Annotated in this window: 17 protein-coding genes; 6 read left to right on the forward strand and 11 right to left on the reverse strand. The window is 57.7% G+C overall.

Going from position 1 to position 13691, the window contains the following annotated elements; genetic code table 11:
• Nucleotides 1–117: 117 nt before the first annotated feature.
• A complete protein-coding gene (locus ACR0I1_RS13205; RefSeq protein ID WP_010441831.1) occupies nt 118–360 on the forward strand; it encodes a CDGSH iron-sulfur domain-containing protein in 243 nt (80 codons plus the stop codon).
• Between the two features lie 3 nt (nt 361–363).
• Here ACR0I1_RS13205 and ACR0I1_RS13210 read toward each other — a convergent pair whose 3' ends face one another.
• The 5 genes from ACR0I1_RS13210 to ACR0I1_RS13230 all read right to left on the reverse strand — a co-directional run bounded on the left by ACR0I1_RS13210 (nt 364) and on the right by ACR0I1_RS13230 (nt 2296).
• Nucleotides 364–621: a DUF6455 family protein gene (locus tag ACR0I1_RS13210; RefSeq protein ID WP_170512454.1), complete on the reverse strand. Its 258-nt coding sequence runs from the start codon at nt 619–621 to the stop codon at nt 364–366.
• Nucleotides 622–625: 4 nt separating this feature from the next.
• A complete protein-coding gene (locus ACR0I1_RS13215) occupies nt 626–889 on the reverse strand; it encodes a DUF6455 family protein (protein ID WP_480706847.1) in 264 nt (87 codons plus the stop codon).
• Nucleotides 890–906: 17 nt separating this feature from the next.
• Nucleotides 907–1158 carry a DUF6455 family protein gene (locus tag ACR0I1_RS13220; RefSeq protein WP_170420623.1) on the reverse strand — a complete coding sequence of 84 codons (252 nt, stop codon included), beginning with the start codon at nt 1156–1158 and terminating at the stop codon, nt 907–909.
• A 68-nt stretch (nt 1159–1226) separates the two neighbouring features.
• Nucleotides 1227–1595 carry a YigZ family protein gene (locus ACR0I1_RS13225; RefSeq protein WP_480706849.1) on the reverse strand — a complete coding sequence of 123 codons (369 nt, stop codon included), beginning with the start codon at nt 1593–1595 and terminating at the stop codon, nt 1227–1229.
• A complete protein-coding gene (locus tag ACR0I1_RS13230; RefSeq protein ID WP_480706851.1) occupies nt 1595–2296 on the reverse strand; it encodes a M48 family metallopeptidase in 702 nt (233 codons plus the stop codon). The genes ACR0I1_RS13225 and ACR0I1_RS13230 overlap by 1 nt, the downstream gene beginning before the upstream one ends.
• A 121-nt stretch (nt 2297–2417) precedes the next feature.
• Between ACR0I1_RS13230 and ACR0I1_RS13235 the strand changes: the two genes are divergently transcribed.
• The 3 genes from ACR0I1_RS13235 to ACR0I1_RS13245 all read left to right on the forward strand — a co-directional run bounded on the left by ACR0I1_RS13235 (nt 2418) and on the right by ACR0I1_RS13245 (nt 4076).
• The gene (locus ACR0I1_RS13235; protein ID WP_170392337.1) at nt 2418–2666 is read left to right on the forward strand and encodes a hypothetical protein; all 249 of its coding nucleotides are present in this window, start codon (nt 2418–2420) and stop codon (nt 2664–2666) included.
• 136 nt (nt 2667–2802) lie between these two features.
• Nucleotides 2803–3381, forward strand: coding sequence for a nitroreductase family protein (locus ACR0I1_RS13240; protein WP_170661835.1), 579 nt, complete (start codon nt 2803–2805; stop codon nt 3379–3381).
• On the forward strand, nt 3378–4076 hold the full coding sequence (locus ACR0I1_RS13245; protein ID WP_170401754.1) for an EI24 domain-containing protein: 699 nt from the start codon (nt 3378–3380) through the stop codon (nt 4074–4076). The genes ACR0I1_RS13240 and ACR0I1_RS13245 overlap by 4 nt, the downstream gene beginning before the upstream one ends.
• A 1-nt stretch (nt 4077) precedes the next feature.
• On the opposite strand, the gene ACR0I1_RS13250 is transcribed toward ACR0I1_RS13245, so the two are convergent.
• Nucleotides 4078–4353: a DUF1467 family protein gene (locus ACR0I1_RS13250; RefSeq protein WP_170392343.1), complete on the reverse strand. Its 276-nt coding sequence runs from the start codon at nt 4351–4353 to the stop codon at nt 4078–4080.
• Nucleotides 4354–4358: 5 nt separating this feature from the next.
• Entirely contained in the window at nt 4359–4763 is a 405-nt protein-coding gene (mce, locus tag ACR0I1_RS13255; RefSeq protein ID WP_170401757.1) for a methylmalonyl-CoA epimerase, read from the reverse strand.
• Nucleotides 4764–4897: 134 nt separating this feature from the next.
• Between mce and ACR0I1_RS13260 the strand changes: the two genes are divergently transcribed.
• Nucleotides 4898–5614: a response regulator gene (locus tag ACR0I1_RS13260; protein WP_170401760.1), complete on the forward strand. Its 717-nt coding sequence runs from the start codon at nt 4898–4900 to the stop codon at nt 5612–5614.
• Nucleotides 5615–5846: 232 nt separating this feature from the next.
• Here the strand turns inward: ACR0I1_RS13260 and aspS are convergent, their stop codons facing one another.
• The 4 genes from aspS to ACR0I1_RS13280 form a co-directional block, all read right to left on the reverse strand.
• Complete coding sequence (gene aspS / locus ACR0I1_RS13265; RefSeq protein WP_170392347.1) at nt 5847–7622, reverse strand: aspartate--tRNA ligase; 1776 nt, start codon at nt 7620–7622, stop codon at nt 5847–5849.
• A gap of 79 nt (nt 7623–7701) precedes the next feature.
• On the reverse strand, nt 7702–8373 hold the full coding sequence (locus ACR0I1_RS13270) for a CPBP family intramembrane glutamic endopeptidase (RefSeq protein ID WP_480706855.1): 672 nt from the start codon (nt 8371–8373) through the stop codon (nt 7702–7704).
• Nucleotides 8370–9017 (reverse strand): aminotransferase class IV family protein, encoded by a 648-nt coding sequence (locus tag ACR0I1_RS13275; protein ID WP_480706857.1) that lies wholly within the window; start codon nt 9015–9017, stop codon nt 8370–8372. Before ACR0I1_RS13275 ends, ACR0I1_RS13270 begins: the two co-directional genes overlap by 4 nt.
• The gene (locus ACR0I1_RS13280) at nt 8972–10099 is read right to left on the reverse strand and encodes an aminodeoxychorismate synthase component I (RefSeq protein ID WP_480706985.1); all 1128 of its coding nucleotides are present in this window, start codon (nt 10097–10099) and stop codon (nt 8972–8974) included. Before ACR0I1_RS13280 ends, ACR0I1_RS13275 begins: the two co-directional genes overlap by 46 nt.
• 177 nt (nt 10100–10276) lie before the next feature.
• On the opposite strand from ACR0I1_RS13280, the gene carB reads away from it, so the two are divergent.
• The gene (gene carB, locus ACR0I1_RS13285) at nt 10277–13621 is read left to right on the forward strand and encodes a carbamoyl-phosphate synthase large subunit (protein WP_480706859.1); all 3345 of its coding nucleotides are present in this window, start codon (nt 10277–10279) and stop codon (nt 13619–13621) included.
• Nucleotides 13622–13691: the final 70 nt, after the last annotated feature.

The raw sequence follows: 13691 nt of genomic DNA on the forward strand, positions 1-13691 counted from the left end.
GCATTCGTGAATAAAGGCGAAACCACGCTGGAAGGCGGGTTTTCATTCGCAGTCTACCTTTTTTGACAAAGAGCCCTAAACTTTGACTTCGACATCAGCCAAAGACGGAGTAGCCACATGTCAGACGCCCCGATCATCGCCCAGAAATCGCCCTATCCGGTCGAAGTGACCGAAGGAAAAACCTATTTCTGGTGCGCCTGTGGCAAGTCCAAGCGGCAACCATTTTGCGACGGTTCGCACAAAGATACGTCGTTCGAACCCGTAAAATATACGGCTGAGGCCAGCAAAAAGGTGTTTTTTTGTGGCTGTAAGCACTGCGCCAACCCGCCGTTATGCGACGGAACGCACAATAAGCTCTGAAGGTCAGGTCAAGTCGTTCAAAACCTGAGCATTGGCACAAAAATCAGGTGCTTTCTCAGCCATTCCTTGTTGTGCGGCAAGCCATATCTGACAACGTTCGTCGCATATTGCGCCCCGGCATCGGGTCACCATCTGAGCGTAGTCGGCAGGTGTCAGTTTCCCTTCGGCCATTGCTTCGGTCAGAGAAATCCCTAAGGATCGCGCGACCGAGCGTGTCAGCCAAAAGTGTTTTTCGATCTCGCCCAGTGATGTTCGGTCCATTTGATCACCTTTGTTTGCTGACCCTCAAGGTGGCGAACCTGTGCCGGTTTGGGCAGGTGCAGGGCGCGCTTTCCGCCGTTTCGTTCTCGTTCAACCAGTCTGGGCATGCCCGCGCCCATTCGCACCCGCGGCAGAGCTGAACCATATCTGCCCATTCCTGGTGGCTCAGGTGCCCGTCGCGATGTGCGGTGGCAAGGTCGGCTCCCGTCGCCTGTGCCATTCGCAATACAAGGCGAAGATGGGTCATGATCCGTCCAAGTCGTGGCACGGTACCCCCCTTTGGCGTTACGGCTTGAGCCTGTTCAGCAGCTCGTGATTGCGGCAGTATTCAGGTGTGTCGGGCGCTGTCAGGTTCTTGGCCAGAAAGGCCTTGCAATGGCCCGGATTCGGGCATTCCGTACACCGCAATACCGCGTCCGAGATTTCGTCGAACTGTAAGGCCCCTTCGATGGCAACTTCTTGCAAATCTACGCCCAGCGTCGTGGCCATCCGATCTACAAGGTCGGCGTGACGTCGCAGCGTTTCACGATCAGACATGCGGTTTCCTTTTCCATTCACTCTATGGAAAGAGTAACGCATGCCCCGCACAGTGCCCTTGACTCAGGTCAATGCCCGGTTGCCAGCTGGTCCAGATAGGCCCGCGTGGCGTCCTGCACGCGGCGAAAGCGGTCCCCGCCCAGCTTCTTGCCACCGTACCAGCGTGTCACGATGATTACGTGATCCGTCAGCTCGGCCCGCTCCATCATCCGCAAAATGACCATTGCCGCGCCAGACTCTCCGTCATCAGCCTTGAGCGCACCGTTTGGCAAGATGGCCGCCCAAGTGTTGTGAGCTGCCTTCGCATATGCCTTGTCGGATTTCAGTTCCGCCAGTACCGCATCGACATCAGCACGACTGGTGACCCCCGCGCCCGTCACAGCATATTTCGACCCGCGATCACTGAGAACGACACCCAATCGGGTTAAGTTGACCATTATCGTAATCCCAGTTCCCGCGCCGTTTGCAACACAACTTCGACCCGCTGGGCATTGGGAGGGTGCGTGGCAAGGAAACGATCACCCGGATCAGGAATGCGTTGGAAGAAAGCCATCCCGACCAGCGGATTATACCCCGCCGCGTAAGTGATCTGTGTCCCCAGACGATCCGCTTCCAATTCGAACTCACGCGTGTAGTTCTGCACCCCGACCTCAGCACCCAGCGCCTGTGCGCGCTCAATCCCTGCATCGTCCGCGCCCTGATTGCGCGCGAGTTCACCGAATATCCGCGCGCTCTCTTTGGCGTTCTGCGCCTGCCGGGCGATGTGACCCAAAATATGGTGGGCTGCCTCATGGCTCATGACAAAGGCCATCTCGTCCGCGTTCTGCGTTGCATCGATCATCGGCTGTGTAAAAACGACTAGCGGCCGCCCATCCTTGTCCAAGGTCTGAAACGCATTCGCTGGGGCCTTTGACGAGAGATCAACCAAAATCACAAAATCACAATTGGCAGTCCTCGATTGGCGGCGGCATTCCCGGCTTGCGGTCGTTCCGACAGCCCGGCTGACCTGCTCGAATACGCGCGCCCTGTCATTTTGTTCTGATGACGATGGCTGCCATTGATCGGCCGGGATCGCGATAACAGGCGACATATCGCAAGCCGCCAACAGCATCACCAGCAACAGGGCAAGACGGCGCATTCACATTCCTTTCGGTCACTCTGTCGGCAGACAAGCATAGCGCGGCATTTAAGGCCGGGCCACAGCCGATTACAGCTTGCAGCGGGTTGCATTGCGATCTTATGCCCTGCACTCTGCACATATGTTTTCAATTGAACACGAATTCGACTCGACGGTGATTACGCTGGTGGACGAAGGCGCAAAGCCTTTGCAAGAGGATGTCGTCATCAACAACTTCGCTGAATGCGTCACACTTGAGCAGTTGGACCCGCGGACCGATCAGATTCAGAAGATTACCCTGTCACCAGAGCAGGTACGCGATCTGGCCGCTGCGCTGGATTTGCCCGAGGGCGTTTATCAGATACGTGAGTCCGAGAGCACCAAAGACTAATGGTTCCTTTTGGATCTTGCGTCTGATCACAAGCAGCAATTCAGATTGAATTTGTCGCCTTTTGATGAGCAGTTTGCCCTTGAAAGAGAACGGCATGCCTCCGACATACAGACTGCCATGTGAAGGAAGTTAACATATGACCCTGAAGAACCAAGCTGCGCTGGATTTTCTGCACGCGCGCCGGTCTCGTCCGGCCAAAACACTGGTAGCCCCGGCCCCGACCCGGGAAGAGCTGAGGCCGCTGCTGACTGCTGCAGCGCGCAGCCCGGACCATGGAAAGCTGGAACCCTGGCGTTTTGTTGTTGTCGAGCATGGGGCCATGCAACGCCTTGCAGATCTTACAGAAACTTGTGGTCTCGCCTTGGGAAAATCGCCCGAAGATATCGCCAAGGCGCGCAGCCAATTCGAAATGGGCCATTTGGCGGTTGCTGTTATTGAGGTGCAGAAACCTTCCGACAAGATACCGGCAATTGAACAGACCTATTCAGCGGGTGCGGTATGTCTGGCTCTGCTGAACGCAGCGCTGGCCGCAGGTTGGGGGGCCAATTGGTTGTCCGGCTGGCAATCGCATGATCGCGAGTTTTGCGAACAGGGGCTTGGCTTGGCCGAAAACGAGAAGATTGCAGGCTTTATCCATATCGCAACCGAAGGTACGACCCCTCCCGAACGACCGCGCCCCAATGTGGAGGCACTAACCCAATGGGTTTCCGAATGATCATCATCCAGTCGTTTCTACAGGCGCTGGGACAGATCGGCGACCCAAGATTCCGCAAGGTACTTCTGTTGGGTGTTGGCCTGACATTCGCGTTGTTGGTGGCTGCCTATGCCGGCTTTTTGTGGCTGATCAACGCGCTGGTCGGCGATCAGGCCACCTTGCCAATACTGGGTGAGGTGACATGGCTGAACGACCTGCTCAGCGTGTCATCATTCCTGCTGATGATGGTGCTGTCGGTGTTTCTGATGGTCCCCGTTGCGTCAGCCATCACCTCGATGTTTCTGGATGAGGTCGCACAGGCGGTTGAGGATAAGCATTACCCCGGTCTGCCGCCGGCTCAGCGCATCCCCTTTGGCGATGCGCTACGGGATACGCTCAGTTTTCTGGGAGTACTGATCGTTGCCAACCTGTTGGCATTGATCCTCTATGCACTCTTCACGCCATTCGCGTTGTTTATCTTTTGGGGTATGAACGGGTTTCTTCTGGGGAGAGAATATTTCACCCTGGCTGCGATGCGCCGACTGGGGCGCGAGGGGGCGCGAAAGCTGCGCGCAAAGCACGCGACAACCATTTGGGTCGCCGGTATTCTTATGGCGGTCCCGCTCTCTGTGCCATTGGTCAACCTGTTGATCCCGATCCTAGGAGCGGCGACCTTCACGCACATTTATCACGGTCTGTCGGGTAGCCGAACCTGAGCTACTCGCGCGGCTCCAGTTGGTTCAGCCAATCGAAATCGCGCACGCTGATTACGCCGGAGATAATGATGCCTGCAATGATCGCCCACAGCACCACCGATATCCCGGTGGTAATCCACAGCTTCTTCTTCATGTGATGGACTTCCGGCGCACCCGCATGAGTGCCCGGAACAATATCCCCAAGATCCCCCTGCGTTTTGATGCGCACAGGCAGAACAATCAGCAAGGTCAGAAACCAAATTACAGCGAAAAGAACCAGAGCGGCGGTAATGGTCATCGACTTCAGACCTGCTCCAGCTCAACGAGGCATCCGTTGAAATCCTTCGGGTGCAGGAACAACACCGGTTTGCCATGCGCTCCGATCTTGGGTTCACCCGATCCCAGAACGCGCGCACCGGTCTCTTTCAGATGATCGCGGGCTGCGATGATATCCTCGACCTCATAGCAGACATGGTGGATGCCGCCTGATGGGTTCTTTTCCAGAAACCCGTTGATCGGGCTGTTCTCACCCAGCGGATACAGCAATTCGATCTTGGTGTTGGGTAGTTCAATAAAGACCACGGTGACCCCATGATCCGGCTCATCCTGTGGAGCGCCGACTTTGGCGCCAAGCGCATTGCGATACTGGGACGATGCGGCCTCCAGGTCGGGAACAGCAATGGCTACGTGGTTCAGGCGACCAATCATGGGACTCTCCTTCCTTCTGCGTTGCAGCGGTTATGGGGGCAGTATACCCAAAGGACAAGTGCGCCAAATCGTCGTTAACCCTGTATTAGCCAGAAGTTCCTAGCGTGAGGCATCTGCTAAACAGGAGTTCTGCCATGGACGATTCGGGACCTTTCGCCTCTCCAGCGCTGGCCACCAAGATGCGACCGCTGCTGGGCCAAACAATCCTTGTGGTCGAAGACAGCCGCTATGCATGCGATGCAATACGATTGATGTGCTTGCATAGCGGTGCGCGTATCCGTCGTGCGGATTGTCTGAAATCAGCGCGGCGCCATCTGCAAATCTATCGTCCCTCGGTCCTGATCGTCGATATGGGTCTTCCTGACGGGTCCGGCGCTGACCTGATAGCCGAAATGACCCACGCTGTACCCCGCATCGGTGTCATTCTCGGGCTGTCTGGCGATGACAGCATGCAGGTTATCGCCAGACGCGCAGGTGCAGATGGGTTTCTGGCCAAACCCCTGACCTCGGTCGCTTATTTCCAGACCTCCATACTTGAACTTCTGCCCGAAGATCGCCGCCCAGGAGGTCTGGATTCCGTCAGGGATAATATCGTTCAGCCCGATCCGCTGGCCTATCGGGACGACATGGCCCATATCGCCGACGTGCTTACCGGCCCCACTGATCAGCGCACGTTGGATTATGCGGTACAATTCCTGCAAAGCGTTGCGCGAGACGCCGAAGATACTGTGCTTGCCGAAGCAGCCCGGGACCTTGCCCAATCTCGTGCGCAGGGGACACCGGTCACCGCCCAGGCTGCACGGATTGCGGGTCTGGTTCAGGATCGGCTCGAGCGGCAAGAGGCGATCTGAGATGCTGACCGCGTACTTTATTACCGCATCGATCCTTTGCATCTGGGTCTACCGCCTGACACGACAGACGGCCAGGAGCATCCGCAATCGTCGGGATGCCGCAAATCCACTGGATTGAGTTGAGCTTGTTTTGAGACCACCACGCAACTCCGATTTGCGTGGCGCGGCGAATACACCGATTGTATTGCACTGCCCCAAACGTAAACCGCCCGCTCAGGGCGGGCGGCTAGATTTAGTCTTGCGGGATGATCCTGAGACCCAGTTCCATCAACTGATCCGAGGTCGGATCGGATGGCGCATCCATCATCAGGTCTTCGGCGCGCTGGTTCATCGGGAACATCATGACCTCGCGGATGTTGGCCTCATCCGCCAGCAGCATCACGATCCGGTCGATCCCTGCGGCACAGCCGCCGTGCGGCGGGGCGCCGTAGTGGAAGGCATTGAACAGTGCGCCAAAGCGGGACTTCACTTCGTCCTCACCATAGCCCGCCAGTTCAAAGGCTTTCAGCATGATCTCGGGTTTGTGGTTCCGGATGGCACCCGAAACCAATTCGTAGCCGTTACAGGCCAGATCATATTGGTACCCGCGTACGTCCAGAGGGTTGCCCTGCAAAGCTTCCATCCCGCCCTGCGGCATCGAGAAGGGGTTGTGTTCAAAATCAATCGCACCGGTTTCTTCGTCCTGCTCGTAGATCGGGAAATCGACGATCCAGGCAAAGGCAAAGCGGTCTTTCTCGGTGAGGTTCAGTTCATCTCCGATCACGTCACGGGCCTTACCGGCCACCTTCTCAAAGGCTTTTGGCTTACCACCCAGGAAGAACGCGGCATCACCGACGCCCAGACCCAATTGCTGACGGATCGCCTCGGTTCGTTCGGGGCCGATGTTCTTGGCCAGTGGACCTGCGGCCTCCATACCCTCGCCCTGATCACGCCAGAAAATGTAACCCATACCGGGCAGACCTTCTTTCTGGGCAAATGCGTTCATACGGTCACAGAATTTGCGGCTGCCACCGCTCGGCGCTGGGATAGCGCGGATTTCGGTGCCTTCCTGCTCCAACAGCTTCGCGAAAATCGCGAAGCCAGAACCGCGGAAGTGGTCAGAGACCACTTGCATCTTAATGGGGTTCCGCAGGTCAGGCTTGTCGGTGCCGTACCATAGGGCTGAGTCCTTGTAGGAAATCTGCGGCCACTCCTGATCGACCTTGCGCCCGCCCCCGAACTCTTCGAACACACCGGTCAGCACGGGCTGGATGGTGTCGAACACATCCTGCTGCTCGACAAACGACATCTCTAGATCGAGTTGATAGAAATCGGTGGGCGATCGGTCTGCACGCGGGTCTTCATCGCGGAAGCAGGGTGCAATCTGGAAATACTTGTCGAAGCCCGACACCATGATCAGCTGTTTGAATTGCTGCGGGGCCTGCGGTAGGGCGTAGAACTTGCCCGGATGTAGTCGCGAGGGGACCAGAAAGTCGCGTGCGCCTTCGGGCGACGATGCGGTAATGATCGGTGTCTGATATTCACGGAATCCCTGATCCCACATCCGGCGGCGCATAGATGCGACAACGTCCGAGCGAAGGGTCATGTTTTGCTGCATCGCCTCGCGTCTTAGGTCGAGGTAGCGATAGCGCAGACGTGTTTCCTCGGGGTATTCCTGATCGCCGAACACCATCAACGGCAATTCGTCGGCAGCACCAAGAACCTCCAGCTCACGCACATAAACCTCGATCTCGCCTGTCGGCAATTTCGGGTTAATGAGATCAGCGTCGCGGGCTTTGACAGTGCCGTCGATGCGGATGCACCACTCGGACCGTACCTTTTCCAGTTCAGCAAATGCCGCACTATCGCCGTCGCACAAAACCTGGGTCACACCGAAATGGTCGCGCAGGTCGATGAACAGTACGCCGCCGTGATCTCGGACACGATGCACCCAACCGGACAGGCGGACGGTTTCACCGACATTGGCGGCGGTCAGAGCGGCGCAGGTGTGGCTGCGATAGGCGTGCATGGATCATATCCCTTCGGGCGCAGAATTCGTCGCGCCGATACACCCCGTCAGGCTTGGAAAGTCAAGGCGGGTCGCGCCGTCAAAACGGCCTTTGCACGTTGCCCGAGTAGAAATAGACGCCCAGCCCTGCCGCAAAGATAATATTACCGGCAATTGCGTGCAGAAGAACTGCATAAAAGAATGATCCGCGCTTGCGGTAGGCCCAGGTGAACAGGAGGCCTCCGACGAAAGTCATGATGGCTACGACCCAGCTCCAGTACATGAGGTGCGCAAGCGAAAACAGGCCAGCGTTCAAAAGGTATGCGGCCCGCCCTTCAGGTAGGATCGCGTGATAGCGTCGGAAAAAGAGAGAGCGGAAAAGCAGCTCTTGTGGCAGAGCGGACAACACCGGGTAGCCGATACAGATGAATATCAACATCTCTGGCCGATGCAGCAGCAAAACAAAGGCTGCATCCGGTCGCGCCCACAGCACCAGGGCGGAACAGAAGGCAGCCATGAACAGGGTAAATACAAAGACTTCGGTCCACGACCAGTTTCGCCAGCCATACCGAAGCTCCGCCCAGGAAAAACCGGGCGTATCTTGCAGCAGTAGTATGCCCAGTCCGGTAAACGCAAAAAGCGAGGGGAACATCCAGTTTGGCGGGAACATTGTCGCGATGGCTATGGGAACCGCCACAAAGAAGAGCACAAACTCAATCCTGAGGCGTGAGTTGGTAACAGGGGTCTCCACCCATTCGGTATTTTTGCTCAAGGTGCCACAAGCTCCGCACGGATCAGCCCCCGAAGGGAATTTCCACAGTGGATAGATTGCGCGTTTTTTAGATCGGTCAAGGTCAGAACGGATTCGGTAACTTCTTTATTATCCAACAATTCCTCGCGCAAAACCCCGGGAAGCAATCCGCATCGCAGTGAGGGCGTCAGTCGTCTGCCATCGGGCATGGTCAGGAACAGGTTCGTGATAGTGCCCTCGCAAAGCTCATCCCGTTCGTTCAAAAACAAAAGCTCATCAACTCTTAGCGGCAAGCCCGCCCGCGCCATGTCATAGACGGCTCGTCGGGTCGTTTTGTAACCCAGCCAGATATCCGATGATGATAGTCTCTGTTTGGCCAAATCCACACGCCAGACGGACGGATTGGCAGCCAATTCTCCGGACGTCAGTTCAAATTTGCCATCCGCGTCCAAGGTCAAACGGCAGCGCAATGCAATCTCACACAAACTCGCATCCAAAATCGTCCAAGCGGCGGTTCGGTCAAAATCAATGCCGAACTTCTGTGCTGTGCGCGCCATGCGGGCCAAATGACGATCAAGCCTGACGAACCCCTGCCCCGGCCGGTAGGCCAAAGTTTCGATCAGACGGAAATCAGGCTCAGTTGGTGGGCGAAGCGGGCTTTCCATAGCGCCTCCTCATATTCCGATGGCGCGGTGCTGTCCCAGACCAGCCCGCCGCCTACGTTAAGGGTCGCCTTGCCGCCGTCAACCATGAGGGTCCGGATGGCCACGTTGAATTCCGACCGACCGTCCGGGGCCGCCCAACCGATGGTTCCGCAATAAACATCGCGAGGCCAAGGTTCCAGTTCGGACAGGATCTCAATCGCTCGAATCTTTGGCGCTCCGGTGATTGATCCGCACGGGAACAGGGCGGTCAGAATATCCGAAAGGCCTACGCCAAGGTGTAACTGCGCCTGCACAAGCGAGACCATCTGATGAACAGTCGCATAGGTCTCAACCTTGAACAGCTCGGGTACTTTCACCGATCCGGCCAGCGCGACCCGGCTAATATCGTTGCGCAGCAGATCAACGATCATCAGATTTTCGGCCCGGTTCTTTTCATCCGAAGACAGAAAAGCGCGTCGACGCTCGTCTTCGACCGGGTCCTCGCTGCGCGGTTGAGTTCCCTTCATCGGGCGCGTTTCGATCCGGCCCTCGGCGTCGGTTCGGAAAAACAGTTCGGGCGAGCGGCTCAGCAGATCAGGCAGCCCCTCCTGCTCAACCAAGGCGCCGTGGCCGACGGGTTGACCAGCCGCAAGCGCCGCATAAAGCGCGACGCTGTCTCCGGTTACATCGAGATCAATTGGGAAGGTCAGATTTGCCTGATAAATGTCACCCGCACCAATCGCCTCATGCACTGTACGAAAGGCCTGCGTATATCGCGCCTCGTCCCAGCGGGGCTGAAACGCAGTGACACTGCCCGACGCCTTTGGCAGTCCAACGCGATCCGGTGCGTCAAACACACCGAAACACAGTAGTGGCAGGCGTCGTCCTTCTGGCAGCCGGTCTGCCAGACGGGGTTCCAGCACGTAGCCCAGTTCATAACTTGCGTATCCTGCCAGCCAGGCCCCATCCGCGCGCGCCTGATCCAGCGCCGCCAGAGCCTGGGGCACCTCCGCCGCGTTATCCGCGCGGATAATCCGGGACGGACGCTCAAACCGGGTTCCGCGCCCAGCTGGTCCTTGATCGAAACGAATACGCAATTGCATCCTCATTTGCCGTGCTGCGCGGTATAGAGAATAGCGCGCCAAGGGAAAGAGGGGAAAGCGGCAATTTCAAACCCGTTTCCGATACCTCTTGCACCTTTTCGCGCGGTCCCTATAACGCAGGACAATTTGGGCGCTGGGGCGGTGCCCTGACTCGCGGACAATTGAAGGGGCCAAGCCATGCCGAGAAGAACCGACATCCAGTCGATCATGATCATCGGGGCAGGCCCCATTGTTATCGGTCAGGCCTGCGAGTTCGACTATTCCGGCGCTCAGGCGTGTAAGGCGCTGCGCGAGGAAGGCTATCGGGTCATTCTGGTGAACTCGAACCCGGCAACGATCATGACCGACCCGGGACTAGCCGATGCGACCTATATCGAGCCGATCACGCCCGAGGTTGTCGCCAAGATCATCGAAAAAGAACGCCCCGATGCCCTACTGCCCACTATGGGCGGACAGACCGGCCTGAACACCTCGCTGGCGCTGGAAGAGATGGGCGTGCTGGATAAGTTCAACGTCGAGATGATCGGCGCCAAGCGAGACGCGATCGAAATGGCCGAAGACCGCGCCCTGTTCCGCGAGGCGATGGATAGGTTGGGCATCGAAAACCCCAAGGCCGAGATCGTGACGGCCCCCAAGGATGAGAACGGCAAGAAAGATCTCGACGCCGGTGTGGCACTGGCGCTTGAAACCCTCGAAACAGTTGGTTTGCCCGCCATCATCCGCCCCGCCTTTACGCTGGGCGGCACCGGCGGCGGTGTCGCATATAACCGCGAGGATTATATCCATATTTGCCGCTCGGGTATGGATGCGTCCCCCGTCGGTCAGATCCTGATCGATGAAAGTCTTCTGGGGTGGAAAGAATACGAGATGGAGGTGGTGCGCGACACCGCTGACAACGCCATCATCGTGTGTTCCATCGAAAACGTCGACCCGATGGGCGTGCATACCGGTGACTCGATCACCGTGGCCCCTGCCCTGACGCTGACCGACAAAGAATACCAGATCATGCGCAATCACTCGATTGCCGTGCTGCGCGAAATCGGCGTCGAAACCGGCGGCTCGAACGTGCAATGGGCGATCAACCCGGTAGATGGCCGCATGGTAGTGATCGAGATGAATCCGCGTGTATCGCGCTCTTCTGCGCTGGCCTCGAAGGCGACCGGTTTCCCGATTGCCAAGATCGCCGCAAAACTGGCCGTTGGGTACACGCTGGACGAGCTGGACAATGACATCACCAAGGTCACCCCGGCCTCGTTCGAGCCGACCATCGACTATGTTGTCACCAAAATCCCGAAATTTGCCTTTGAGAAATTCCCCGGTTCGGAACCCTATCTGACCACCGCCATGAAGTCGGTGGGTGAGGCCATGTCCATCGGCCGCACCATTCACGAATCGATGCAAAAGGCTCTGGCCTCGATGGAGTCGGGTCTGACAGGCTTTGATGAGATCGAAATCCCCGGTCTGAACGTCGGAGTATGGGAAGAAGCCGACGACAAGGCCGCCGTGATCAAAGCAATCAGCCAGCAGACCCCCGATCGTCTGCGCACAATCGCGCAGTCTATGCGTCACGGTCTGACCGACGATGAGATTTTCGGTGTCACCAAGTTCGACCCATGGTTCCTGGCTCGCATTCGCGAGATCATCGAGGCCGAGCGCACCGTGCGTAAAGACGGCTTGCCGGTAACCGAAGACGGTATCCGCAGGCTGAAAATGATGGGCTTCACCGACGCGCGTCTGGGCAACCTGACCGGCCGCGACGAAGACAATGTTCGCCGCGCCCGCCGCAATCTGGGTGTGAACGCCGTCTTCAAACGCATCGACACCTGTGCGGCTGAGTTCGAGGCGCAGACCCCCTATATGTATTCGACCTACGAAGCCCCGATGATGGGTGAGGTCGAATGCGAGGCACGTCCAAGCGACCGCAAAAAGGTCGTCATCCTTGGTGGTGGTCCGAACCGGATCGGCCAGGGCATCGAGTTCGATTACTGCTGCTGCCACGCCTGTTTCGCGCTGACCGAAGCCGGATATGAGACCATCATGGTCAACTGCAACCCCGAGACGGTCTCAACGGACTATGACACCTCGGACCGTTTGTATTTCGAGCCGCTGACCTTCGAACACGTCATGGAAATCCTGACGAAGGAACAGGAAGCCGGTACGCTGCATGGAGTGATCGTTCAGTTTGGCGGGCAGACCCCGCTGAAACTGGCCAATGCGTTGGAGGCTGAAGGTATCCCGATCCTCGGTACCACGCCCGACGCGATCGACCTCGCTGAAGATCGTGAGCGTTTCCAGGCGCTGGTCAATGAACTGGGCCTGAAGCAGCCCAAGAACGGCATCGCCTCGACCGACGAAAAGGCGCTGGAGATTGCCGAAGATATCGGCTTCCCGCTGGTCATCCGCCCCTCCTATGTTCTGGGCGGCCGCGCGATGGAAATCGTGCGAGATATGGATCAGCTACGCCGCTACATCAATGAGGCCGTAGTGGTATCCGGCGACAGCCCGGTTCTTCTGGACAGCTATCTGGCCGGTGCGGTCGAACTGGACGTGGACGCGCTGTGCGACGGTAACGACGTGCATGTTGCAGGCATCATGCAGCACATCGAAGAGGCCGGCGTGCACTCGGGCGACTCGGCCTGTTCGCTGCCGCCTTATTCGCTGTCGAAAGAGATCATCGAAGAGATTAAGGATCAGGCGTTCAAGCTGGCCAAGGCGCTGAATGTCGTCGGCCTGATGAACGTGCAGTTCGCCATCAAGGATGACGAGATTTACCTGATTGAGGTCAACCCTCGTGCCAGCCGCACCGTGCCTTTTGTGGCTAAAGCCACTGACAGCGCCATTGCCTCTATCGCTGCGCGTGTAATGGCCGGTGAGAAACTGGCGAACTTCCCGAAACGCCCCCCTTACAAAACGGTCGATGACACCAAAATCGCCGACCAGATGACGCTGGCCGATCCCGACATGCCGTGGTTCTCGGTGAAAGAAGCCGTTTTGCCTTTCGCCCGCTTCCCCGGCGTTGACACCATCCTGGGCCCTGAAATGCGTTCGACCGGAGAAGTCATGGGCTGGGATCGCGACTTCCCGCGCGCTTTCCTGAAAGCACAAATGGGGGCCGGTATGGTGCTGCCCAGCGCAGGTCGTGCGTTTATCTCGATCAAGGATGCGGACAAAGGGCCGGATATGCTCGAAGCAGCGCGTGTTCTGGTTGAGCAAGGCTTTGAGCTTGTTGCGACCCGCGGCACACAAGCCTGGCTGACTGAAGAAAGTGTGCCGTGCGGCGTGGTCAACAAAGTGTACGAAGGCCGCCCGGATGTGACCGACCTGATGAAGGACGGCGGCGTGCAGCTGGTCATGAACTCGACCGAAGGCGCACAGGCGGTGGAAGACAGCCGATCAATCCGGTCGATCGCGCTGTATGACAAGATCCCCTATTACACCACAGCCGCAGCAAGCTATGCCGCCGCGCTGGCGATCAAGGCGCAGGCCGAAGGCGATGTTGAGGTGAAATCGCTGCAGGGCTAAGCCCCGGCAACGATATGAATGAATGGACCCCGGCCTCGGCCGGGGTCTTTTTTCTTCCCCTCCTTGCCCA

The sequence above is a fragment of the Ruegeria sp. B11 genome, from assembly GCF_056539785.1.

Coding starts and splice junctions, on each gene's coding strand:
- ACR0I1_RS13245 (WP_170401754.1), top strand. CDS start 3,378: ATGATCATCATCCAGTCGTTTCTACAGGCGCTGGGACAGATCGGCGAC.
- ACR0I1_RS13210 (WP_170512454.1), bottom strand. CDS start 621: ATGGACCGAACATCACTGGGCGAGATCGAAAAACACTTTTGGCTGACA.
- ACR0I1_RS13235 (WP_170392337.1), top strand. CDS start 2,418: ATGTTTTCAATTGAACACGAATTCGACTCGACGGTGATTACGCTGGTG.
- ACR0I1_RS13240 (WP_170661835.1), top strand. CDS start 2,803: ATGACCCTGAAGAACCAAGCTGCGCTGGATTTTCTGCACGCGCGCCGG.
- ACR0I1_RS13250 (WP_170392343.1), bottom strand. CDS start 4,353: ATGACCATTACCGCCGCTCTGGTTCTTTTCGCTGTAATTTGGTTTCTG.
- ACR0I1_RS13230 (WP_480706851.1), bottom strand. CDS start 2,296: ATGCGCCGTCTTGCCCTGTTGCTGGTGATGCTGTTGGCGGCTTGCGAT.
- ACR0I1_RS13280 (WP_480706985.1), bottom strand. CDS start 10,099: ATGCAATTGCGTATTCGTTTCGATCAAGGACCAGCTGGGCGCGGAACC.
- aspS (WP_170392347.1), bottom strand. CDS start 7,622: ATGCACGCCTATCGCAGCCACACCTGCGCCGCTCTGACCGCCGCCAAT.
- ACR0I1_RS13225 (WP_480706849.1), bottom strand. CDS start 1,595: ATGGTCAACTTAACCCGATTGGGTGTCGTTCTCAGTGATCGCGGGTCG.
- ACR0I1_RS13275 (WP_480706857.1), bottom strand. CDS start 9,017: ATGGAAAGCCCGCTTCGCCCACCAACTGAGCCTGATTTCCGTCTGATC.
- mce (WP_170401757.1), bottom strand. CDS start 4,763: ATGATTGGTCGCCTGAACCACGTAGCCATTGCTGTTCCCGACCTGGAG.
- ACR0I1_RS13220 (WP_170420623.1), bottom strand. CDS start 1,158: ATGTCTGATCGTGAAACGCTGCGACGTCACGCCGACCTTGTAGATCGG.
- ACR0I1_RS13205 (WP_010441831.1), top strand. CDS start 118: ATGTCAGACGCCCCGATCATCGCCCAGAAATCGCCCTATCCGGTCGAA.
- carB (WP_480706859.1), top strand. CDS start 10,277: ATGCCGAGAAGAACCGACATCCAGTCGATCATGATCATCGGGGCAGGC.
- ACR0I1_RS13260 (WP_170401760.1), top strand. CDS start 4,898: ATGGACGATTCGGGACCTTTCGCCTCTCCAGCGCTGGCCACCAAGATG.